12 protein-coding genes are annotated in these 22,710 nt (G+C 66.4%); 2 read left to right on the top strand and 10 right to left on the bottom strand.

What is annotated here, in order from left to right; all coding sequences use genetic code 11:
- The first annotated feature begins 61 nt into the window (after window positions 1-61).
- Together L1080_RS23750 and L1080_RS23755 are read left to right on the top strand one after the other, a co-directional pair.
- The gene (locus tag L1080_RS23750; protein ID WP_250765594.1) at window positions 62-3,385 is read left to right on the top strand and encodes an arabinosyltransferase domain-containing protein; all 3,324 of its coding nucleotides are present in this window, start codon (window positions 62-64) and stop codon (window positions 3,383-3,385) included.
- Window positions 3,386-3,482: 97 nt separating this feature from the next.
- Window positions 3,483-4,526, top strand: coding sequence for a hypothetical protein (locus tag L1080_RS23755; protein WP_250765597.1), 1,044 nt, complete (start codon window positions 3,483-3,485; stop codon window positions 4,524-4,526).
- Window positions 4,527-4,552: 26 nt separating this feature from the next.
- Here L1080_RS23755 and L1080_RS23760 read toward each other — a convergent pair whose 3' ends face one another.
- From L1080_RS23760 to zomB, 10 genes are all read right to left on the bottom strand, one after another.
- A complete protein-coding gene (locus tag L1080_RS23760; RefSeq protein ID WP_109326052.1) occupies window positions 4,553-6,097 on the bottom strand; it encodes an acyl-CoA carboxylase subunit beta in 1,545 nt (514 codons plus the stop codon).
- On the bottom strand, window positions 6,097-11,097 hold the full coding sequence (gene pks13 / locus L1080_RS23765) for a polyketide synthase Pks13 (protein ID WP_250766531.1): 5,001 nt from the start codon (window positions 11,095-11,097) through the stop codon (window positions 6,097-6,099). Before pks13 ends, L1080_RS23760 begins: the two co-directional genes overlap by 1 nt.
- 115 nt (window positions 11,098-11,212) lie before the next feature.
- Window positions 11,213-13,108, bottom strand: a complete 1,896-nt coding sequence (gene fadD32 / locus L1080_RS23770; protein ID WP_250765602.1) for a long-chain-fatty-acid--AMP ligase FadD32 — start codon at window positions 13,106-13,108, stop codon at window positions 11,213-11,215.
- A 187-nt stretch (window positions 13,109-13,295) separates the two neighbouring features.
- Window positions 13,296-14,285: an LLM class F420-dependent oxidoreductase gene (locus L1080_RS23775; RefSeq protein ID WP_109326047.1), complete on the bottom strand. Its 990-nt coding sequence runs from the start codon at window positions 14,283-14,285 to the stop codon at window positions 13,296-13,298.
- 193 nt (window positions 14,286-14,478) lie between these two features.
- Window positions 14,479-15,459, bottom strand: coding sequence for a cutinase family protein (locus L1080_RS23780; protein ID WP_250765605.1), 981 nt, complete (start codon window positions 15,457-15,459; stop codon window positions 14,479-14,481).
- A gap of 6 nt (window positions 15,460-15,465) precedes the next feature.
- Window positions 15,466-16,032 carry a DUF732 domain-containing protein gene (locus tag L1080_RS23785; RefSeq protein WP_250765608.1) on the bottom strand — a complete coding sequence of 189 codons (567 nt, stop codon included), beginning with the start codon at window positions 16,030-16,032 and terminating at the stop codon, window positions 15,466-15,468.
- Between the two features lie 107 nt (window positions 16,033-16,139).
- Window positions 16,140-18,029: an alpha/beta hydrolase-fold protein gene (locus L1080_RS23790; RefSeq protein ID WP_250765663.1), complete on the bottom strand. Its 1,890-nt coding sequence runs from the start codon at window positions 18,027-18,029 to the stop codon at window positions 16,140-16,142.
- A 143-nt stretch (window positions 18,030-18,172) separates the two neighbouring features.
- The gene (locus L1080_RS23795; protein ID WP_159918803.1) at window positions 18,173-19,168 is read right to left on the bottom strand and encodes an alpha/beta hydrolase; all 996 of its coding nucleotides are present in this window, start codon (window positions 19,166-19,168) and stop codon (window positions 18,173-18,175) included.
- Window positions 19,169-19,446: 278 nt separating this feature from the next.
- Window positions 19,447-20,457, bottom strand: coding sequence for an alpha/beta hydrolase (locus L1080_RS23800; RefSeq protein ID WP_159918802.1), 1,011 nt, complete (start codon window positions 20,455-20,457; stop codon window positions 19,447-19,449).
- A 335-nt stretch (window positions 20,458-20,792) separates the two neighbouring features.
- Entirely contained in the window at window positions 20,793-22,709 is a 1,917-nt protein-coding gene (gene zomB, locus L1080_RS23805; protein WP_308202101.1) for a flagellar motor control protein ZomB, read from the bottom strand.
- Window position 22,710: the final 1 nt, after the last annotated feature.

Here is a 22,710-nt window from a genome sequence, read left to right on the forward strand (position 1 = left end):
TTGCTTGGCGTAGGGAACCGCCGATATGACTCCTCAGGTTCCTGACATACCATCGACAACCGTGCCCGACGCCGTGACAATCCCTGTGTCCGAACCCGCAGCTGCCCCGCCGCCTGCCCGGCAGGACCGACGGGGCGAGTACCGGACCGCTCGTCTGGTCGCCGTCGTCACCGGCCTCATCGGGTTGGTGCTGGCGTTGGCCACCCCGTTCATGCCCGTGGAGCAGAGCACCGCAACGGTCAACTGGCCGGAGAACGGCCAGGTCAGCGACCTCGAGGCACCGCTGATGTCGCAGGTACCGGTCGCCCTGTCGGCCACGATCCCGTGCTCCGCCGTCGCGGAGCTGCCCGAGCGGGGCGGCATCCTGCTCTCGACCGCACCCGCGCAGGGTGACGGCGCCGCGTTGAACGCGATGTTCGTGCGCGTGTCGGACAAGTCCGTCGACGTCCTCGACCGCAACGTCACCATCGCGACGGCACCGCGCGAACAGGTGCAGTCGGGCGCCTGCTCGGAGATCCGCATCACGTCCGACATCGACACCACCTCGGCGGAGTTCGTCGGCCTCCGCACCCCCACCGGGGTTCCCATCGCCGGTCAGCTGACCGGCGACCTGCGGCCGCAGGTGGTCGGGGTCTTCAGTGATCTCCCGAACGGCGCGGCCCCGGCCGGCCTCTCGTTCACGATGGACGTCGATTCCCGGTTCTCGTCGAGCCCCACGCTGATCAAGCTCGTCGCCATGATCGTGGCGCTCCTCACCACGGCCATCGCCATGGTCGCCCTCGGCAGACTCGACGGCACGGACGGACGGGGGCACCGCAACTTCTTCCCGTCGCATTGGTGGAAGTTCACCGGCCTCGACACCCTCGTCGTCGGCACCCTCGTCGTCTGGCACTTCATCGGTGCCAACACGTCGGACGACGGATATCTGCTCACCATGGCGCGGGTGTCCGACCACGCCGGATACATGGCCAACTATTTCCGCTGGTTCGGTGTCCCCGAGGCCCCGTTCGGCTGGTACTACGACGTCCTGGCCGCGATGGCGAAGATCTCGACGGCCAGCCCCTTCATTCGTCTGCCCGCCCTGATCGCCGGAATTCTCTGCTGGCTCGTGATCAGCCGCGAGGTGGCTCCCCGCCTCGGACGCTCCGTGCGCCGCAACAAGGTGGCACTGTGGACCGGAGGACTCGTCTTCCTCGCGTTCTGGCTGCCCTACAACAACGGCCTGCGTCCCGAACCCATCGTCGCCCTCGGTGCGCTGCTCACCTGGTGCTCCATCGAGCGCGCGATCGCGACCGGGCGGCTCCTGCCCGCAGCCGTTGCCGTGCTCATCGGTGCCTTCACACTCGCGGCAGCCCCGACCGGCCTGATGTGTGTGGCCGCCCTCCTCGCCGGCACCCGGCCGCTGGTCCGCATCATCGTCAAACGTCACCGACAGGTGGGGACGCTGCCGTTGCTGGCGCCGATCGCCGCCGCCGGCACCATCGTCCTGGTCGTGGTGTTCGCCGATCAGACCCTGGCGGCCGTCCTCGAAGCCACCCGGGTCCGCACTCTGATCGGCCCCAACCTCGAGTGGTACAAGGACTTCCTGCGCTACTACTACCTGTTCGTGCCGACCGTCGACGGATCCGTCGCTCGCCGGTTCGCGTTCCTCACCATGATCCTGTGTCTGCTCACCACACTGTTCATTCTGTTGCGGCGCAGGCGAATTCCCGGTGCCGCAACCGGACCGTCGTGGCGCCTGCTCGGAGTGGTGTTCGGAACGATCTTCTTCATGATGTTCAACCCCACCAAGTGGACCCACCACTTCGGGGCGTACGCGGGCATCGCCGGTTCACTCGCTGCGCTCACCGCCGTGGCGGTGTCGGCGTCCGCGCTGCGGTCGCGCCGCAACCGCACCATCTTCCTCGCCGGACTGCTGTTGATGCTCGCGCTGACCTTCGCCGGCATCAACGGGTACTGGTATGTGTCGAGCTTCGGGGTGCCGTGGTTCGACAAGACGGTGTCGCTGGGTGGCCGCGAGTCGAACACCCTATTCCTCGTCCTCTTCGGACTCGCGGTGGCCCTCGCCGCCTGGCAGTACCTGCGTGAAGGTTTCGCCGCGCCGCCCGTCCGGCCCAACACCGAAAAGGGCAGGCGCATCAGGAAGTTCGCTGCCGCACCGCTCACCGTCATTGCCGGGGTCATGGTGCTGTTCGAGATGGTCTCCCTGCTCAAGGGCGCGGTGTCCCAATACCCGGCGTATTCGCTGGCACGATCCAACTTCGACTCCGTTGCCGGTCAGACGTGCGGCCTCGCCGAGGACGTCCTCGTCGAAGGCGACACCAACGGTGGCAATCTCGCACCCATCCCCGACCCCACGACGCCGCTGGCCGACCCCGCCGATCCACTCGGCGGCGCTGCGCCCACCGGCTTCTCCCCCAACGGTGTGCCCGCCGACCTCACCGCCGATTACGTCGAGGTCAAACAGGGCATGGGCAACACCGACAACCAGAGCGTCGGCCCCAGCTTCGAGACCGGCGGCAGCGCCGGCACCAGCGGCGGCACCGGCCGCACCGGTGTCAACGGCAGCACCGCCAAGCTGCCGTTCGGACTCGACCCCAGCACCACCCCGGTCATGGGCAGCTACCAGGAAGGCGTCCAGGAACCGGCCACATTGTCGTCCAGCTGGTACGCGCTTCCCGAGCGCAGCGAGAACTCCCCGCTCGTCGTCATGTCGGCCGCCGGACGTATCTGGTCGGTCGACCCGACCGGCGCCACCACCTACGGGCAGTCCCTCCTCGTCGAGTACGGCAAGCGTCAGCCCGACGGCACCGTGCAGATCCAGGGCACCTACCTGCCCAAGGACATCGGGCCCGCGCCGTCGTGGCGGAACCTGCGGGTCCCCATCGACGAGCTCGCCCCCGACACCGACGCGGTCCGGATCATCGCGAACGATCCCAACCTCACCGGCGACCAGTGGCTCGCGTTCACCCCGCCGCGGGTTCCGACGCTCGACACGCTCAACTCGACGATCGGCAGCACGCAGCCGGTTCTCCTCGACTGGGCCGTGGGGCTTCAATTCCCGTGCCAGCGACCGTTCGACCACCAGAACGGGGTCGCGGAGATGCCGAACTATCGCATCCTCCCCGACCGGCCACTCGCCGTCAGCTCCACCGACACCTGGCAGTCCGCCGAGAACGGTGGCCCGCTCGGGTTCACCGGACTGCTGGCAGGCGCCACCGCCATCCCCACCTACATGCGGGACGACTGGGGTCGGGACTGGGGCTCGCTCGAGCGTTTCGACCGTTACTACCCGGACGCCACCGCGGCCACGGTCGACACCGCCACCAGCACCAGGTCCGGACTGTGGTCGCCCGGCACCCTGCGGGTGTACGACAGCCCGTAGCGCGAGTTATCCACAACTTCCGGTTCATCCACAGGGCAAAAGTGCCACCTGCACTTTCCCGGAGGTGACACCGGCAGGGCCCGGCATGCTCTGATCCATGCGACGTGGAACGTGGGCCGACGACCTTTCTGCCATCACCTCGATCAGCCGGGACGCGGTGGTGCGGACGGCCGAGCTGGAACGGCTGGGCATCGCGAAGGGAACCATCTCCGCCCGCTGCGGTGAGCGTGGCCCGTGGCAGCGCATCCTGCCCGGCGTGATCCTGCTGCACAGCGGGCCGCCGACGACGCTGCAACGGAACCTGGCGGCGCTCGAGTACGGCGGGCCCGACTCGATGCTGTCCGGGCACGCGGCGCTCACCGCTCTCGGGTACAACCGGTCGGCGTCGAGAAACGATGTGCTGCTGCTCGTTCCGTCTGTCTGCTATCGACGTGACTGGGCGTATGTGAAGGTCGAGCGGACGTGGCGGATGCCCACCCCGGTCCGGCGTGGACTGCTCCGGCTCGCACCTCCCGAACGCAGCCTCCTGGATGCGGCGCGGCGGACCCTGCTACCCGACAGGTGTCGTGCGCTGCTCGCCGACGGAATCCAGCGCGGCGACGTCACCGTCGACGACCTGGCGCGCGAACTGGCGTCGGGCAGCCACCGCGGAAGCCATGTGCCGCGCGCGGTACTGCGGGAGCTCAGCGAAGACGCGCACTCCGTCGCCGAGGTTCACGCCCGAATGTTGTACGGCTCGAGTGATCTTCCGCCACTGCAGCAGGGCGTCGACGTGCTCTCTGCGACGGGGCAGTGGCTCGCCCGCCCGGAGGGGTGGCTCGACGACGTGGCCCTGGCATGGGAGCTCGACTCGCCGAGGTATCACTTCTCCCCGGAACTGCACGAGGCCACCATCATTCGGCGGGCGCGCATGCAGCGGGAGGGCATCGTCGTGGTCAGTCACTCGCCCGAGCAGATTTCGGCGGCACCGGCGACGGTGCTGGCAGACCTTCGCGCCGCCCGGTCGCTCGCAGCTTCTCGTCCGCGTCCCTCGGTGTTCGCCGTCACCGGGCACACTCAGCGGTCGCCGGGACTTCCCGCAGGGTTCGGCGGTGGCGACGGCGCCGAACCGATGTCACAGCAATCGAATCGGACTGTGTGACATCGGCCTTGATCGCCGCGGATCAGCTAGAGAGGCATCAGATCGTGCTTGCGCGGATTGCGCTGCACCGTCTTGTCGCGCAGCATCGTCAGCGCCTTACGGATCTCGAGCCTGGTCGTGGAGGGCTCGATCACCGCGTCGATGTAGCCGCGCTCGGCGGCGATGTACGGCGTTGCGATGTTCTCGTTGTAGAAGTTGATCAGCTGACGCCGGACCGCGGGTGCGTTCTCGCCGGCGGCCTCGATCTGACGGCGGCCGATGAGATCGACGGCACCCTCGGCGCCCATGACGGCGATGCGGGCGGTGGGCCACGCAAAGTTGATGTCGGCACCGAGCTGCTTGGACCCCATGACCGCGTACGCGCCGCCGTACGCCTTGCGGATCACGACGGTCACCTTCGGCACCGTCGCCGTCACGAACGCGAAGATGAACCGGCCGCCCCGCTTGATGACGCCGATCCGCTCCTGCTCGAGACCTGGAAGGAATCCCGGGGTGTCGACGGCGAACACCAGCGGGATGTCGAAGGCGTCGCAGATGCGGATGAAATGCGCGGCCTTGTCCGAGGCCTGGGCATCCAGGGCGCCCGCCGCGACCAGCGGCTGGTTCGCGATCACGCCGACCGTGCGTCCGTCCACGCGGGCGAAGCCGGTAATGATGTTGAGCGCGACCTGCCCGCCGATCTCGTGGAACTCGCCGTCGTCGAAAATCCGCAGCAGGATGTCGTGCATGTCGTAGCCGGCGTTGTCGGCGTCGGGAATGAAGGTGTCCAGATCGCGGTCCGAGTCCGTGATCTCCGGTTCGAGACCCGGGTTGACCACCGGCGGCTGCTCCATGCAGCTCGACGGCAGGAAGCTGAGGTACTTGCGCACCCACTCGAACGCGGCCTTCTCGTCGGCCGCGACATGGTGCAGGTTGCCGTACTGCGCCTGGTTCCGGGCGCCACCGAGTTCTTCGAGGCTGACGTCCTCGCCCGTGATCTTCCGGACCACGTCGGGTCCGGTCACGAACATGTACGACTCCTCGGTGGCCACCAGGATGTCGGTGTTGATGGGCGCGTACACGGCCCCACCGGCACACTTACCGAGGATCATCGAGATCTGCGGGCACATCCCGGACAGCGGCTCCTGCCGGCGGCCGAGCTCGGCGTACCACGCCAGCGAGGTGACCGCGTCCTGCACTCGGGCGCCGCCGGAATCGTTGATGCCCACGCAGGGGCAGCCGATCTTGGCCGCGAATTCCATGATCGCCGCGACCTTCCGGCCGAACATCTCACCGACCGAACCACCGAACACGGTCTGGTCGTGCGAGAACACTGCGACCGGGCGTCCGTCGACGGTGCCGTGGCCGGTGACCACACCGTCGCTGTACAGGGCGTTGGGGTCACCGGGCTGGCGCATCAGCGCGCCCACCTCGATGAAGCTCCCGGGGTCGAGGAGCATGTCGATGCGGTCCCGTGCGCTGGGAATGCCCTTCTTCGCACGTTTGGCGATCGCCTGCTCTCCCGCCGGTTCCTTGGCGACGTCGAGCTTTTCGCGCAGCTCCGCCAGCTTCTCTGCGGTGGTCGTGGTCACTACTGTGCTCCGATTCCGACGGCGTGGATGGCCGCCAGCTTCTTGGTGAGATCGGCCCCGACCTTCGCGATGTACGGCTCGTCGACGATCTGCAGGTGGTCGCCACCGACGTGGATGATCTCCAGGTTCTCCACCGCGTCACCCCAGCCGCCGTCGGGCTTACGAGTCTTGAAAGCGGGCTCGAGCTGCATGACGTCGTCGTGATAGCGGTCGGCCATGTACAGGACCACCTCGCCGTCGTACTGCTCCAGTTCGGCAGTCTGGATGGCCCGATTGTCGAGCCACGACGTGCGCTGGTGCTCGATGATGCCGCCGGGGATCTTGGTGCCGCTCAGCTTCAGCAGCTCGGTGAGGATCTTGACCTGTTCCTCGTCGCTGCCCGCCGCCGCGAGCTTGTCGTACGGCAGCGGGTAGTCGACGTTGTAGGTCTTCTTCGCGAACGCCGCGTAACGCTGCCAGCGCTTCCGGATTTCGTCCGGAGTCTCCGGCACCTCTTCACCCGCCATGACGGTATCGATCAGGCCGACGATCCGGACGTCGGCACCCTCGGCCCGCAGCAGCTTCGCCACCGCGTACGCCAGCACACCACCGAGCGACCAGCCGTACAGCACGTACGGCCCGTTGCCCTGGATCTCACGGATCAAGGGAAGGTACTCGGCGGCCCGCTTCTCGATCGGACCTTCCGTGCGCTCGAACCCGTACATCGGCGTGCCCTCGGGCAGTCGCTTGAGCAGCGGCTCGTACACGACGGTCGAACCACCGGCCGGATGGAACACGAATACCGGTACGGCAGTGGACCCTTCGGGACGCGCACGCAGTGTGCGCACCAACCCGTCGATCTTGCCGGAATCCTCGAGGAATCCGCGGACCACATTGGCCAGCTCCTCGATGGTGGTGGCATCGAGGACGTCGTCGAACGTGATGTCCCCATTCGCACGCTCGGACAGGCGTGCGGCCAGCTTCTCCGCCACCTCGTCACCGACGATCGGCAACGTGTTGAAGATGCCTTTCGCGGACTCACCGGTGACAACGGCCCACGTCGCGAAGGTCAGTCGCTCGGCCGCATCACGCGGTGGGACGTCCGAACCCGTCGCATCGGCGAACGCTTCCTTGCTGTCCATCGAATTGCCGTTCGCGACAACGCTTTCCGGTCGGGCGGGTTCGGGCACAGCCGCGGACACCGGAGCGGCGGCTTCGGTCACAGCCTCCGAAACGTTGGCGGCCTCCAAATCATTGGCGGCCTCCGCGGCCTCCGCATCATTGGCGGCCTCCGCAGCCTCAGCGGCCTCGGCGGCCTCCCTCTCGGCCTTCTGCTTGTCGGCGAGCGCCTGCACCTCTTCACGGTTCTCCACCGCGTATCGCAGGTATTTGCCCACCTCCATGAGGTTCGCGTCCTTGACGGCTTGCAACTGAAGCTGCGGGATGTCGAACTCGTACTCGACGCGGTTCTTGATGCGCACCGCCATCAGCGAGTCGAGGCCCAGTTCGATGAGCGGGATCTCGGCAGGCAGATCCTCGGGTGAGTAACCCATCGACTCCGCAACGATCAGCGCCAGGCGATCATCCAGCGACTGCGAACCGTTCGGGTCCCATTTGTCCCCGATGTCTTCGACGACTTCGGGCAGTTCCTCCACCGGCTCGGCCGCCGGCGCCGCGGTAGCGACAGGCTCCGGAAGCACCGCTCCCGAGGAGACCGCAGCATCGAACAGCAGCGTGAAACCGGACGCGGTCCGGGCATGCACCTGAACGGACGCACCACCGGGATGGGTGGTGAGCGTGGTGGTGAGGGTTCCGTCCGCCGGAACGTCGGCATGGGAAATCGACGCAGTCAGAGCGACATCCGACAGCACCTGGGCCGCGGCGGCGGTGACCAACGCGGGCAGGTCGGTGACCGCATCGGCCTGGACTTCCCACACGTGGCGACCGTCGGGCAACGACACGTGCGCACCGGGAACTCGGTTGTTGCCGCTCGACGTGATGCGGCTGTGCACCCAGTACGGCTTCCGGAGCCACGCCGTGCGCGGCACGGACGCGTAGTCGCCGGCGGGCAGCAACGACGACAGGTCGACCGCGTGTCCGTGGACGTACAGCTGCGCCAGCGCGGCGAGCACACCGAGCGGCTCGTCTTCTTTGCGCTTGAGCGTCTGGATGAGCTGCATGTCGTGCAGACCGGCGTCGAAGGCCGTGGCAGCCACCGACATCAAGGCCACCGGGTTCGGGGCGAGCTCCACGAACGTGGTGTGCCCGCTTCCGACGGCGAGGCGCACGGCGTTGGTGAAGTACACGCTGTGCCGCAGACCCTTGGTCCAGTACTCCTCGCGGTGGATCGGCTCATGGCCGGCGCGGTAGAAGGTGTCCTGATCGACCGACGAGTACACGCCGCACTTCAGCTTGGTGGGTTCGATTCCGGCCAGTTCGGCGGCCAGCTCGCCCAGCAGCGGGTCCACCTGTGAGGTGTGGCTCGCGCCCTTCGTCTGAAGGACCCTGGCCATCTTCTCTTCACCCTCGGCCCGCGCGACGATTGCGTTGACCTCGGACTCGGGTCCGCCGATCACCGTGTGGGTCGGGGCCGCGTACACGCAGACCTCGAGGTGCGGGAAGTCCGGGAGAACGGTCTCGATCTCGGCCGCGCTGTACTCGACGAGCGCCATCAGGCGGATGTCGTCGCCCTCGAGCGTGGCCTCGGCCTCACCCATCAGACGCGAACGGGCGCAGATCACCCGGACTGCATCCTCCAGCGGCAAACCACCGGAGATGAATGCCGCCGCGGCCTCGCCCATGGAGTGACCGACCACGGCCTCCGGCTCGGCGCCGTGATGGCGGAGCAACGCCGCCAGGCCGATCTGGATCGTGAAGATGCCCACCTGCGACGTCTCGACGTCGTAGTCGACGCTGTCGTCGAGGAACTTCTCCTTCATGGAGTAGCCGGCCTCGTCCTCGATCAGCGCGTCCACTTCGTCGATGGCCGCAGCGAACACAGCATTCTCGAGATACAGCTGCTTGGCCATCTTGCGGTGCTGTGAACCGAAGCCCGACAACACCCACACCGGGCCCTTCGACGACGGTGAATCAGCCGAGAACACACCATGTCCCGGCTTACCCGCGGCGACCGCACGCAATCCGGTGATCGCCTCGGAACGCGTCTTCGCCAGCACCACGGCCCGGGAACGACCGTGATTGCGGCGCGCGAGGGCACGAGCGACATCGGCGAGGGGCGTGGTGCTGCCCTCTTCCGTCTCGAACCAGTCGGCGAGATCGGCGGCGGCACGGCGACGTCGGGAAGGCAGCGCGCCCGACACCGGAAGGACGACGGTCTGCTCCACAGCCGCAGTCTCTTCCACAGCCGCGGTCTCATCGACCTGCGCGGCGACGTCTGTCGCGTCGGCGCTGTCGGCGCCGGTGGTTTCCTCGTCCGCAACCGGCCCGGTGTATTCCCGCACGACGACATGAGCATTGGTGCCACCGAATCCGAATCCGGAGACACCGGCCACCGCGGCGCCCGAGTAGCGCGGCCAGGCCGCACCTTCCGGGATGACCTGCAGGTGTGCCTTGTCGAACGCGATGTACGGGTTGGGTCCCGCATAGTTCAGGGTGGGCGGCAGGGTGTCTTCCTGCATTGCCAGCACGACCTTGATGAGCCCCGCCGCACCGGCGGCTGCCTCGAGATGGCCGAAGTTGGTCTTGGCGGACCCGAGGAGCGCAGGCTTGTCGTCGGCACGCCCACGCCCGACGATGCGACCGAGCGCGTCGGCCTCGATCGGATCACCGAGGATGGTGCCGGTGCCGTGAGCTTCGATGTAGTCGACAGCCGAAGGATTGATGCCGGCGTCCCGGTACGCGTGTCGCAGCACATCGGCCTGAGCGTCCGGGTTCGGGGCCGCGAGACCATTGGAGCGGCCGTCCTGGTTGACCGCGCTACCGGCGATCACGGCCAGAACCTTGTCACCGTCGCGTTCGGCATCTTCGAGGCGCTTCAGAACGACGAGTCCGCCGCCTTCTGCCCGGATCATGCCGTCGGCGTCAGCGGAGAATGCCTTGATGCGGCCGTTGGCGGCCATCACACCGAGCTGGTCGAACCCGAGGGTCCCGGGGGGCGCGATGAGCATGTTGACGCCACCGGCAAGCGCGACGTCGGATTCACCGGTCCGCAGCGAACGCACCGCCTGGTGCACGGCGACCAGCGAGGAGGAGCACGCCGTGTCGAGCGCGACGGAAGGCCCGCGGAAGTCGTAGAAGTAGGAGACACGGTTCGCGACGATCGCCGTCGACGTGCCGGTCAGCGCATACGGGTGGGCGCCGCCCTCGGCACTGACCGCCAGCATCTGATAATCGTTGGCCGAGCTGCCGATGAACACACCGACCTGCTCGCCCTTGAGATCGCTCGCGGGAATGCGGGCGTGCTCGAGAGCCTCCCAGGTCAACTCCATCGCGAGGCGCTGCTGCGGATCGACGTTGACGACCTCGAGCGGAGACATGGCGAAGAATTCCGCGTCGAAACCCTTCACGTCATCGAGGTAGCCACCCAGTGTGTTGGCCTTCTCGACCGCCGCCTTGATCTGCGGGTCGGCGGTGAATTCCTCCCACCGTCCCTCGGGGAGGTCGGTGATGCCGTCGCGGCCCTGCGCGAGCATCTCCCACATCTCGACGGGGGTCTCCCCCGCTCCCGGGAACCGGGTCGAGAGTCCCACGATCGCGATGTCGTGCGAGTCCGACGTCGGCGCGGACGCGTAGTACGCAGCATCGGCCGAATCGTCGATCTGCTCGGGCTCACCCTCGATGATGCGCGTGGCGAGCGAGGCAATGGTCGGATGCTGATAGGCGACCGTCGCGGTGAGCGTCACGCCGACCAGTTCCTCGATCTCGCCGCTCAAGGCGACGGCATCGCGGGACGAGAGGCCAAACTCTTCCATCGGGCGGTCGTCGGTGATCTGGGCGACCGGCTGGCCGGTGGCGTCGGCGACCCAGTTACGGAGCCACTCACGCAGCTGCGCAACCGTCATGTCGCCGGCAGACTCCGACGCCCGGTCCGCATCGCTCGTGGTCGCACTCGCGCTGCTACCCCGGTCTTCATTCAATTCAGCCATCAACTCACCAAGCTACCCGTCAGAAAGTGGACTAGTCGGAAACGCTATCGGGGAACGCCGTCTGCGTGTATCCGCCACGCAGGGTCCCTTCGATGTAGCTCGCCTTGCACGCGCGGCGGGCGATCTTGCCGCTCGACGTACGCGGAATCGATCCCGCCGGAACCAATAGAATGTCCCGTGCGGTCACACCGTGCCTGCTCGAGATGGCTGCCCGCACCGTGTCGGAGATGGGCTGGGGATCGGCCTTGCCGGCGCCGGGAGCACGCTCGGCGACGATGACGAGCTGCTCCGAGGAATCGTCGGGATCGAACGACAGCCCCGATTGTGTGTTTTCGAACACGACCGACGGCAACTGGTTGGCCGGGACGGCGAACGCGGCCACGAAACCGGGTCGCAGGGCGTTACTCGCCTCCTGCGCGGAGAATTCGAGATCCTGCGGGTAGTGGTTGCGGCCGTCGACGATCACGAGGTCCTTCACGCGGCCCGTGATGAACAGCTCACCGTCGATGTAGACGCCGAAGTCCCCGGTCCGCATCCAATTGGCATCCTCGGGTGTGCCCTCGGCGTGGCTGCCCTCGACGAGCCGGTTGGTCAGCTTGTTGTGGAACGTTTCCGCGGTCTCGTCGGTGCGCCCCCAATAGCCGGTGCCGATGTTCTCACCGTGCAGCCAGATCTCCCCGACCCGGTCGTCGGGCTGCTCGATGCCCGTCTCCGGATCGACGATCGCCGCCCACTGGCTGCGCGCCACGTATCCGCAGGACACCTGCGGGATCGCGTTCTCGGCGTCCTGATCGACCTTGACGACGCGTCCCGCATTGAGTTCGTTGCGGTCGACGTAGATGACCCGGGCCTCGTCCGAGTGCCGGGTAGCCGACACGAACAAGGTGGCCTCGGCCATGCCGTACGACGGCTTGATCGCCGTCTTGGGCAGACCGTAGGGCGCGAACGCCTCGTTGAACTTGCGCATCGACGACGTCGTCACCGGCTCGCTGCCGTTGATGAGGCCGATCACGTTGCTCAGGTCGAGGCTCTCGCCGTTCTTCGGCAGACCGCGGGCGGCCGCGTGCTCGAAGGCGAAGTTGGGGGCAGCGGCGAAGGTGCCCGCGCCGTCCGAAACCGCGGCAAGCTCCTTGATCCAGCGGTACGGACGCTGCACGAAGGCACGCGGACTCATGATGGTGATGTACTTGCCGCCCAGCGCAGGCAGGATGACCGTCAGCAGGCCCATGTCGTGGAACAGGGGCAGCCACGTGACGCCGCGCGAGTTCTCGTTGAGCTCGATGGAGTCGACCATCTGCAGGGCATTGGTGCCCACCGCACGGTGGGTGATCTCGACACCGGCGGGAACACGCGTGGACCCGGACGTGTACTGCAGGTAGGCGATGTCGTCGAGGTCGATCTCGGGGCGAACCCAGCTGTCGCCGACGCTGTCGGGAATGGCGTCGACCGCGATGATGCGAGGGCGTTCGGCTGCGGGAAGTGACCGGAAGAACTGGCGAACACCCGCGGCGGAGGAGGTGGCCGTGAGGATCGCGGAGGGCTTGCAGTCACCGAGGACGGCGTGGAGGCGGTCGGTGTGACCGGGCTCGTCGGGATCGAACAGCGGCACCGCAATGGTGCCGGCGTGGATTGCGGCGAAGAACGAGATGACGTAGTCGAGACCCTGCGGCGCGAGGACGGCGACACGGTCGCCCGGCTTGGTGACCTGCTGGAGGCGGGCGGCGACAGCACGCAGGCGATGACCGAACTGTTCCCAGGTCAGCTCGTGGGCTTCGCCGTCACGGTCCCGCGAATAGTCGATGTAGCGGTACGCCAACTCGTCCGAGTTCTCTCGCGTGTGACGCTGGACATAGTCGACCAACGTACTGTCCGAGTCGAGCCGGATATGGCCCTTCTCGTCGATAAAATCATCGAACTTCGCGTTCATTCCATCTCCTCCGAAGCGATCACACAGGCACGCCACCGGCATGCCTGCGCCCCAGACTTCCTTCGCCGAATCGGATCTTGTACAACTCGTGGGGAATCACGCGAAACGCGACTCACCCGAATAAGTGCATCGATTCCAAACCATCGATATGTTACAGATTGGCATCGCCGCCCTCGCTACGCTGCGTCTACTCGCCCTTCAGTTGCGAGATGATCGGCGCGAACGCATCCATCTGTGTGGGGAACACGCCGACGTAGGACATTGTCGTCTTCTCGCGCACCATCCGGATCTGATCGGCGATCTCGTCGAAACTGCCGATTGCCAGGTAGGGCGAGTTGAGGATGTCCTCGACCGAGAGCTTGGCGTCCACCTCGATGTTGGGTGGGAAGCCCTGATCGAGCGCCGAGAGTGCCATCTCGGCCGTCTGCTCCCGGTCGTCGGTGATGACGATGGTCGTGATCGTCCAGTTCAGCTCGATGTCGTCGAATCGCTCTCCGGCCGCTTCGCGGATCCGCTCGACCCGTTCCATCGTCTTCTCGAGCGTGACCCCCGACAGCAGCAACTTGCCTTCCTTGCTGGTGGGGGTGGCGACGGAGATGATGTCCGCGTACTTGGCGGCAAGAGCCAGCATCTTGGGGCCGCCACCGCCGACGGCGATCGGCGGGCGCGGGCCCTGGCGGGGCCGTGGACTGCCGGTCAGGCCCTTGATCTGGTAGTACTTGCCGTCGAAGTTGCATTCCTGGCCGCGCAGCAGCGTGTCGAGAATCTGCAGCGACTCCTCGAGCTTCGCGATGCGCACGCCGGGTCGCTCGTAGTCGATGCCACCCTTGTCGAACTCCTCTTTCATCCACCCGGCGCCGATACCGAGCTCGAGGCGTCCACCCGACAACACGTCGATGGTGGCCGCATCCTTGGCGAGGATCGCCGGGTGCCGGAAGCCGTTGGCGAGCACCGCGGTGCCCAAACGGATCTTGTCGGTAGCTATGGCCAGCGCACCGAGCGCGGCGATCGGCCCCACCTGATTGCCGAGGTGATCAGGGATCATGAAGCTGTCGAACCCGAGTTCTTCGGCTTTCTGGGCCAGTTTGACGAACCGGCGCGCGCCGCCCTCGTCTGCGTTGCCCTCGCCGCCGGCCGCGAATCGGAACTTACGGGGCGGGCTGGCCTCGGAACTCATGTATCGCTTCTCCTGTGGTGAAACGCCCGCGCAACAGGACGTGAACATCGGTGGGATGGGCACGGGTGGTGCCGCAACAGTGCAGCACTCTACCGGTGCCGAGAAACGCACACTACCGGCGAGTACGAGGCGTGCGTCTCTGTTTGGGACGATTTCCGGATCAGGGACCCCGGCATACCCACCAGTCACAAACTCAACTGTGCGGCGGTGTCGGCGCCGCGGCGATCTTCTCCGCTGCCCATCGCGCCATCCACTGGGTGGCCGTGGTGCCGTTTCCGTCCACGACGTACGAGTTGTACAGCGCGTGGACGGGGTTGTTGTTGTACTCGAGCAGGCGCAGCGCGCTGCCGATCCAATTGCCCGGCGCCAAAGCCCGGGCGGGCGCGTCGCAGATGCCGTCCGACGGTGCGCAGATCTCGACCGTGCGGTCGGCAAGTTCCCCGAACCCACCGGGACGCGGACCGGTCATCGTGATGCCCGGAATCTGCAACCCGGCGAGCGACAACTCGGCGCCGACACCGACGACCGGAGCACCGATATTCGTGGCGGCCGAGGGGTCGCGGCGGCCGTCGGCGATGAGGCCGACACCGAGAACGAGGTCTTCCGGGACCGGACCGTCATCGGCGCCGATGCTCGACGCGATGTCGCCTGCGATCACCGCACCCTGCGAGAAACCGGTCAGCAGGAAGCTCGTCAGCGGGCATTCGGCGTGGCGACGGATGAGAATGTCGTTGGCGGCTGCCATCCCTGCGGCCCGGCTGTTGTTGTACGACTGCTGGCCGTCCGGCGGGAACGCGACCGGATTGGAGAACTGGGCGACGTACGGAACCGTGTAGACGTCGGCCCGCGACGGCGGAAACTGTTGCTGCAACGGCCGGGACACGTTGAGCATCAGCGACGCCGGGTTCGCGGACGGGTTGTACGGATCGTCGGTGGGGCTGGACTCCCACGTTCCCGGGACGACGACGACCTGGACGTCCGGGCAGCTCGCGGATTGCGAATCGGGCCGATCCGGACCGGGCGGGCTCGGGATGGGTTCGGGGAGCCGCCCCGCAAGGAGATACCAGAGTGCGATCAGTGCCAGCAGAACCACCAGCAGGAAGGCCGCCAGCAGTACGAGCTTGCGCAGGAGGCTGCTCTTCTTCTTCCGCGTTCCGCGCCCGGTCCCCGTCATCGGCGTTTACTTGCAGTAGGTGGCGTGCGCGACGTCCACGTAGGTCTGCGCGTCGGCTATCGCCTGCTCCTGGCTGAGTTCCTTGCCCGCCGCAGCAGCCTCGGAGCCCACCATCGCCGTGACGAACACCATCGTGTCGGCGTCGCTCTTGCCTTCTGCCTTCGACTGGCAGATGAAGTCGGCGGTGCTCACGGCCATGGTGCCGTCGGCCGCCGGCTCGATGCCCTTGTCCTTCAGCGCGGCGAGGAACCGCTGACCGTCCGCGCTGACAGGAACCTCACTGGGCCCGGGGAAGTCACCGGGAACTTCTTCGGGCTGCTCCGGCGGCGCGGTCGCCGCCTGGCCGGGGCTCGTCACCGGCGCCGACGAGGTGGCACTTCCACTGGGAGCAGGCGCCGAACTCTCGGTGGCACTGGACGTGGCCGCTGCCGTGGTGGTGGTCGCGGACGGAGTGGACGTCGCCGTGGAGTCGTCGCTGCCGCATCCGACGAGCAATCCGCTTGCTGCAACTGCAATCGCGCCGGTCGCCAGTGCTCGTGCGAAGGTGGTGCTGATACGTGAATGCTGCGGCATCTATTTCCGTCCTAGTTTTCCAAGTCGTTGTCTCTCGACAGGGTACAGACGCAGATCGGGCGGGAACCCGGTCCGCTGGACCGGTCCCGCCCGCTGCACTACGCACATCAGTGCACTTCGGCCTTACCGTCGATCAGGGTGATGTAGCCGGTCTGGAAGTTCTGCTGCACACCGCCGGGGATGACGAATTTGTCACTGATCGGGAAGCCGATCCGGCCGGCTTCGTAGCCGACGCTCTTCCAGGCGTCGAAGATCGGGCCATTCTCGATAGCCCAGGCGCCGGACAACGGGCTCCAGTAGATGTTGCCGCCCTCGAACTCGTTGAACCGGCCGCCGTCCTTGACGGCGATCTCGCTCGTCTTCGGGAACCCGAGCCATCCGCCTTCATACCCGAACTCGGCGTACTTGCCCATGATCATCCCCTGCACGCGGTGCGTGCCGTGGACGGGGCTGTAATACATGGCGCCGATCTCGAAGCCCTGCACGACACCGTCCTTGCCGGGGGTGGGCACCTCGTCGGCCACCGGGTAACCGAGCGGCCCGCCTTCCCAGCCCTGGCGTGCCCACTCGGCGAGAATGGCCCCGCGGATGGCATGCGCACCGGTTTGCGGTGTCCAGTAGATGGACCCGTGCTCGAAGTGATTGAAACGACCGCGACCGTCCGGTGTGCCCAGCTCGGGTGTGGTCGGGTAGCCGAGTGGCCCTGCCGGACCGCCCGCCGCCTGGTAGGCGCCGCCGATGACCCCGGCAACCGGATGCGTGCCCGTGTCGGACTTGGCGAAGATCCTGCCGAAGCGGAAGTCCTGCACCGTGCCGCCCGCGAGGCTGTACTCGGGTGTGAGGCAGTCCCCGATCCACGGGCTGGCCGCCGCGACCCCGGCAATGGAGCCACCCGTCCCGCACACCGGCTTGTCTGCCTCGATGCCCACGGCGGCGGCGAGCTGCGGCCACAGCTGGTGCAGCTCGAACTGCCAGTACGGCCACGAGTGTGTCCCGGACGGGCGGTAATTGACCTGCGCGGGAATGCCCAGCTTGTTGAGCTTGGTGGCGAACGTCTGCGAGGTGAGACGCGAAAGAATTTCCAGACCCATGCCCGCGTAATTGGTGCTCACGCCCGGAATGCCCGACGGCTGGTCGTACGGGCCGGTGGTTCCGCTGCCGCTGGAGATGTACAGGCTGACACCCTTGAGCTTGTCGGCCAGGAGGTACGGGTCGTGCTCTTCCCACGCCGAGCTGGTCGGAGGTCCCCACATGGCGTTCGCGTCGAACCCGCCGGCATCACTCATGGCGTACGCGACGGCCTGCGGCATTCCGAGCGCCGTGGTGGTCAGCATGCCCGACAGCGACGCGGCGAAGTCGAAGAATCCCTGGTTTCGAGCGGCGAGGAACATTGCCGACGTCCCGCCCATGGACAACCCGACCACTCCACGCGTCTGGGTGGTGCGCCAGTCGCTCTGGAGGATCGGCGGCAGTTCCTTGGTGAGGAACGTCTCCCACTGGTAATTCTGGCCGTTGTCCTGCGCCACCCAGTCGGAGTAGAAGCTGGACTGACCGCCCACGGGAAGGACGACGTTGATGTTCTTGTCCGCGAAGAACGATTCGGCGTCCGTTTCGAGTGTCCAGCCGTTCTCGTTGTCCTGCGCCCGCAGGCCGTCGAGCATCCAGACCGACGGGAACTTCTCGGTCGGCTTGGAATTCCAATCGCGGGCGAGCAGCAACTGGACCTGAATCGGCACACCCATGGACGGAGAGTTGACCCACAGCGCGACCCGGCGGTCGGACAGCCAGTCGACGTGATGAATGGTCGCGCCACTCGGCGCCTGCGTAGCCACCGGAGCCGCATGCACGGCAACCGGCGCAGCGGACGCGGTGGCGGTCGAGGTGAACCCGACCGCCACCGGCACCACGAGCACAGCGGCGAGCGAGGTGAGGACCCTTCTGCGGACCACTCCGGCCGACACACGCTGACGTTCTGCCCTGAGCAGGCCTACTCGCATGGCGTTCACTCTCTCTCTGCGCGTCGAGGCCACAACACGGAACACTGCCTCACGTTCCGGTTCTTTCTACACGCAATCAACTGACGAGTGGGGGCGCCGCGCTGTTACCGCTGGTGCAATTGTTACTTCCGAGCTATTTCCGGCTAGCCGATGGTGTTGCTGAGATCCGGTGCCAGATCATGGATCTGCTGCTGCCAGTACCGCCAGCTGTGGATGCCGCGGGGCGGGAAGCTGTAGGTGACGTTCTTGGCGCCGATGGTCGCCATCCGCACCTGGAAGGCACGGGTGTTGGCCAGCGACAACGCCTCGAGGCTCGCGCCGGTAGTGGCGTTGAACACGTCCATGACCCCGGTGGGGGCGGCGCCGCCGGGGGCGGGGATGCCGTTCGCGGCGGAAACCCAGACGCGGGTGCCGTTGTCGCGGAGCTTGTTGGCGAAGACGAACGGGTCGTTACGCAGCCACGCCGGGTTCCACGGCGGGCCCCACATCGCGTCGACGTTGAACCGGCCGGCGTCGAGCATCGCGACCCGGATGGCTTCACGCATGCCGGGAGCGGAGATGTTCAGGTACCCGGAGAGCGAACCGGCGTAGTTGAACTGGTCCGGGTGGTACGCGGCGAGGGTCAGAGCGGCGCTGCCACCCATCGACAAGCCGATGACACCGTTGCGGGTGGACTGGAACCCGAGGCGGTCCGCGAGCGCGTTGCGGAGTTCCTGCGTGAGGAAGGTCTCCCACTTGTAGGTGGTCTTCTGACCGTTGAAGGTCGAGTTCGACAACCAGTCGGAGTAGAAGCTGGACTGGCCGCCGACCGGCTGCACGACGTTGATGTTCTGCGCGGCGAGGAACGGCCCGGCGTCGGTGTTGATTTCCCAGCCGCTGAGGTCGTCCTGGGCGCGGAGGCCGTCGAGCAGGTACACCACGCGGCTGGTGTTGCCGTCAGCTGCACGCCAGATGCGGCTCTTGACCGGGCCCATGCTCGAGTCGACCCAGAAGTCCTGGGCTGCAGGGTCGAAGGCCGCGGATGCGGTCGCGCCGCCGCCCACCATGGTCACGCCCAGCGGCAGTGCTACTGCCAGAGCAATCGCGGCGGCGGTGCGTCTGGCCCACCCGCTCGTTCTCGTCGAACCCCCAACTCGCATGAAATCGTCTTCCCTTCGGTTGATCCCTCGCGCGCCGCGGACGCGGCAACCACTCGAACTCTCGTGAAAATCTCACGTACAGACGCCACCCGCGCAGCGATCGCTGCGCGGGTGGCGTCTCGACGGGATCACCTTACTGACAAAACATGTCGTTGCGCACTCCCGGGTACGCGAATTCCGACCGTTCCCCCGGTTCGGGACTACTTCTGACAGACCCGGTCCGAACGACGAGTGCCGTCCCACCCGGAAGGTGGGACGGCATCGATGTCGAGCTCAGATCACCAGGCGCCGAGCGTGTCCAGGATCTGTCCGCGGGCCTTCCACAGCTCCGAGCTCCAGTACGGCCACGAGTGTGTGCCGTTGGCGGGGAAGCTGAAGTGGGCGGGAACACCGAGGGTGGCCAGGCGAACCTGGAAGGCGCGGGTGTTGGCCAGCGCGAGCGCCTCGAGTCCCATGCCGTTGGCGGTGTTGTAGTAGTCGATCGGTGCACGCGGGTGGTCGAACTCACCGGGCAGACCGCTGGCGGCCGAGATGTACATCGACAGGCCCTGCAGACGCGGAGCGAACACGAACGGGTCGTTGCGCAGCCACGCCGGGTTCCACGGCGGGCCCCACATCGCGTCGACGTTGAACCGGCCGGCGTCGAGCATCGCGACCCGGATGGCTTCACGCATGCCGGGAGCGGAGATGTTCAGGTACCCGGAGAGCGAACCGGCGAACTTGAATTGGTCGCGGTGGTATGCGGCGAGCGTCAGAGCGGCGCTGCCACCCATCGACAGGCCGAGAACCGCGTTGTTGGTGCGGGAGACACCGTAGTTCGCGAGGAAGTTGGGAAGCTCCTGAGTCAGGAAGGTCTCCCACTTGTACGTGACGGGCTGGCCGTTGAAGTTGCTGGGCGCGTACCAGTCGGAGTAGAAGCTCGACTCGCCACCGACCGGCATGACCAGGGTGACGTTGTCGTTGCGGTACTGGTCCAGCGCGTTGGTCTCGAAGCTCCACGCGTTGCGGTCGTTGCGGGCACGCAGTCCGTCGAGCAGGTAGAGCGCGGCGCTACCACCACGAGCTGCCCACTGCACCTGGACCTTGATGTTCCCCATCGACGAAGGAACCCACAGCTCCTCGTATCCACCCGACGGTGCGGTGTGGACGGGGGCGGCGTGAGCGGGTGCTGCCACGGCGACGGCTCCACCAGCGACTCCTGCGGCCACAGGCAGTACAAGTGCGGCGGCACCTACTGCCATCGCACGCTGCTTGAGGCGCTGAGACAACCTCGTTCTGGCAAAACGCATGGATACTGCTCTCTCTCTTCGTCTGCGGACTCCGCCAAGGGGCGGTTCCGGCGGATTCCGTCGGGGAACAGGCGACCTGCCGGCCCGGATCGACTCCAGATCGGCAGCGGACCTCTTCCAAGTCACACTGCGCTCGGTGGACTGTATGTCACACAAAGTTCCCTGACAAACGCTCGCGGAGCATTTGCCGGGGCACTTTCTAGACCACCGTCACCGATGACTCATCATCGACGTACATCGTGACCGAAGCGCCCGGCGTTACACAAACGAGATGTGACGTTCTGGCATCGAGATCTGCAGGTCGGCTACCGGAGACCGCGCCTGCCCGATTCGGCCTATTTCACCGGTTCCGGAAAAGGTGGCTCGAGATTGCACCGCTGAATTTCGTACGCAGGCACACGCTCGAAACGGTAACTCGCGAAATCCAACGCATCCTTGAAATTCTGCTTGAAACGCGGCCAGGTCAGTTCGGACCTATACGAGGTCAACAGTTCCTGTGTCTCGGGGCAGGACAGCGCCACGCGCGCTTCCGTCACCCATTCCTCGTCGAGGAATCCGGGCATCCACGGGTGCTTGTCGATCATTCCAGTGTCGACGACGACCCAGTCGGGATAAAGGTTCTTGTCGTGTCCGATGCGGCCGTCGTCCAGACGTTCGGTGTGGGCCGCGAGCGGATACGCGAGGCCCATCTGGTCGAGAACCTTCACATCGAGCCCGACATTCATGCTCGTCATGCCGAGGTTGAGGAAATAGACCGTGTGGCCTGCACCGTCCTCTGGGATCGGAAGGGGCGGAGGAACGACGAACCAGTACGTGTAGTCGGGCGCCGGGATGAGCAGGCCACCGTCCGGGGTGCCCGCAATGGTTTCCGCCATGGCCCGCATCCGGGGGTAATCCAGATAATCGTCGGCACGAATGGGATGGGCGTGACCGGTATTGAGCACGTAGAACGCGCGCTCGTCGACAATTCCGGATCGCCCGACGACGGCGCCTTCCGGCATTCCGGTGGTATTGGACGCGAAGAATGCCCACACCACCGTGCCCACCCACAGGAATGCCATCGCGAAGAACACTGAGGTTGCGCGATTTCTCCCCCACGACACCTTCTCGGGAATTCGCACCGGAATAACGGCGACCGGGACGAGGAAACAGAACAGCACGGGAAGGAGAACGCGCCCGTGCATGAAGTCGCCGCCGACACGCAACGAATAGAGACCCAGAATGAATCCACTGCCGAGAATGAATGCAACCACCGCATTCTGCGTCCGGAGCCGGGCGCGTAGGCGTCGGACACGGCTGCCGGAAGTGTGAGCAACACCATCGCCGAGAGACTTGCTCCGACCCCGCCAGGCGAGAACCGCGCCGACGAGAAGGAACAGCAGCGGGAGCCACAGAAGGTACGGGCCGACAAGATTCCACAGATACGCGAACCCCTGCGACCACTTGGCGCCACCGGCGTCCTTCGACACCGCGGTGTTGGGATACGGGAGCGCGTAGTAGCCCATCCGCCAGATCTGGTACCCGACCGGCACGATGCCGGCCACGAACACCATGACGGTGCGCGCCACCCAGGTCAGTCCGGGTGCGAGGAAGATCATGGCCAGCGACAGGGCGCCCAGAATAGCCAGTTCGGGTCGCACCAGCGGGCCCATTCCCGCGACGAACGCGAGGATCAGCACAGATCCCGTGGAGGGTGCAGCAGCCTGACTCCAGCGGATCAGCAGCAGCCACAGCAGCGCGATCCAGAAGATGACCAGGCAACTTTCGAGGCCGGACGTGGCGAAGTCGCGGGCAGGCGGAACCGCGATGTAGACCAGCACACCGGCAGGCAGGAGGAACAGCGTCCCGCCCGAGCCGAACGATCCACCGCGGTAGAGCCGGGCCGTGCCCAGCATGGCGAGCACGATGGCTGCCGTGGACAGAACCAGGGCAATCGTGAGAACCACGTACTCGAGCCGGCTCTGGGTGAGCCAGCCGAAAGCGTAGACGATGTAGGTCCAGGCGGTACTGGTGTTCGCCTCGACGCGCTCGCCTGCGTTGAAGACGGGACCGTTGCCCGCGAGCAGGTTGCGCACGGTGCGCAGGACGATCAAACCGTCGTCGGCGATCCACCGACGTTCCCAGGCTCCCCAGAACATCAGGAGAGCCGAGATGGCCACACCCCCGAGGAAGACCACCCTCGAGAGGATGGCCTTCCGGTGGCGTTCGGTCTGCTCCGCGGCGGCATCCGAGTGTTCGGTGCCTCCTACCACG

This window comes from Rhodococcus sp. MSC1_016 (assembly GCF_023667485.2).
GTDB lineage: Bacteria > Actinomycetota > Actinomycetes > Mycobacteriales > Mycobacteriaceae > Rhodococcus_F > Rhodococcus_F oxybenzonivorans.

What these genes read in the sequence shown, in the direction of transcription:
- L1080_RS23775 (WP_109326047.1), bottom strand. Translation starts at nt 14,285, where the DNA reads ATGAGTTCCGAGGCCAGCCCGCCCCGTAAGTTCCGATTCGCGGCCGGC.
- L1080_RS23795 (WP_159918803.1), bottom strand. Translation starts at nt 19,168, where the DNA reads ATGCGAGTTGGGGGTTCGACGAGAACGAGCGGGTGGGCCAGACGCACC.
- L1080_RS23790 (WP_250765663.1), bottom strand. Translation starts at nt 18,029, where the DNA reads ATGCGAGTAGGCCTGCTCAGGGCAGAACGTCAGCGTGTGTCGGCCGGA.
- L1080_RS23800 (WP_159918802.1), bottom strand. Translation starts at nt 20,457, where the DNA reads ATGCGTTTTGCCAGAACGAGGTTGTCTCAGCGCCTCAAGCAGCGTGCG.
- fadD32 (WP_250765602.1), bottom strand. Translation starts at nt 13,108, where the DNA reads ATGAACGCGAAGTTCGATGATTTTATCGACGAGAAGGGCCATATCCGG.
- L1080_RS23755 (WP_250765597.1), top strand. Translation starts at nt 3,483, where the DNA reads ATGCGACGTGGAACGTGGGCCGACGACCTTTCTGCCATCACCTCGATC.
- L1080_RS23785 (WP_250765608.1), bottom strand. Translation starts at nt 16,032, where the DNA reads ATGCCGCAGCATTCACGTATCAGCACCACCTTCGCACGAGCACTGGCG.
- pks13 (WP_250766531.1), bottom strand. Translation starts at nt 11,097, where the DNA reads ATGACGGTTGCGCAGCTGCGTGAGTGGCTCCGTAACTGGGTCGCCGAC.
- L1080_RS23780 (WP_250765605.1), bottom strand. Translation starts at nt 15,459, where the DNA reads ATGACGGGGACCGGGCGCGGAACGCGGAAGAAGAAGAGCAGCCTCCTG.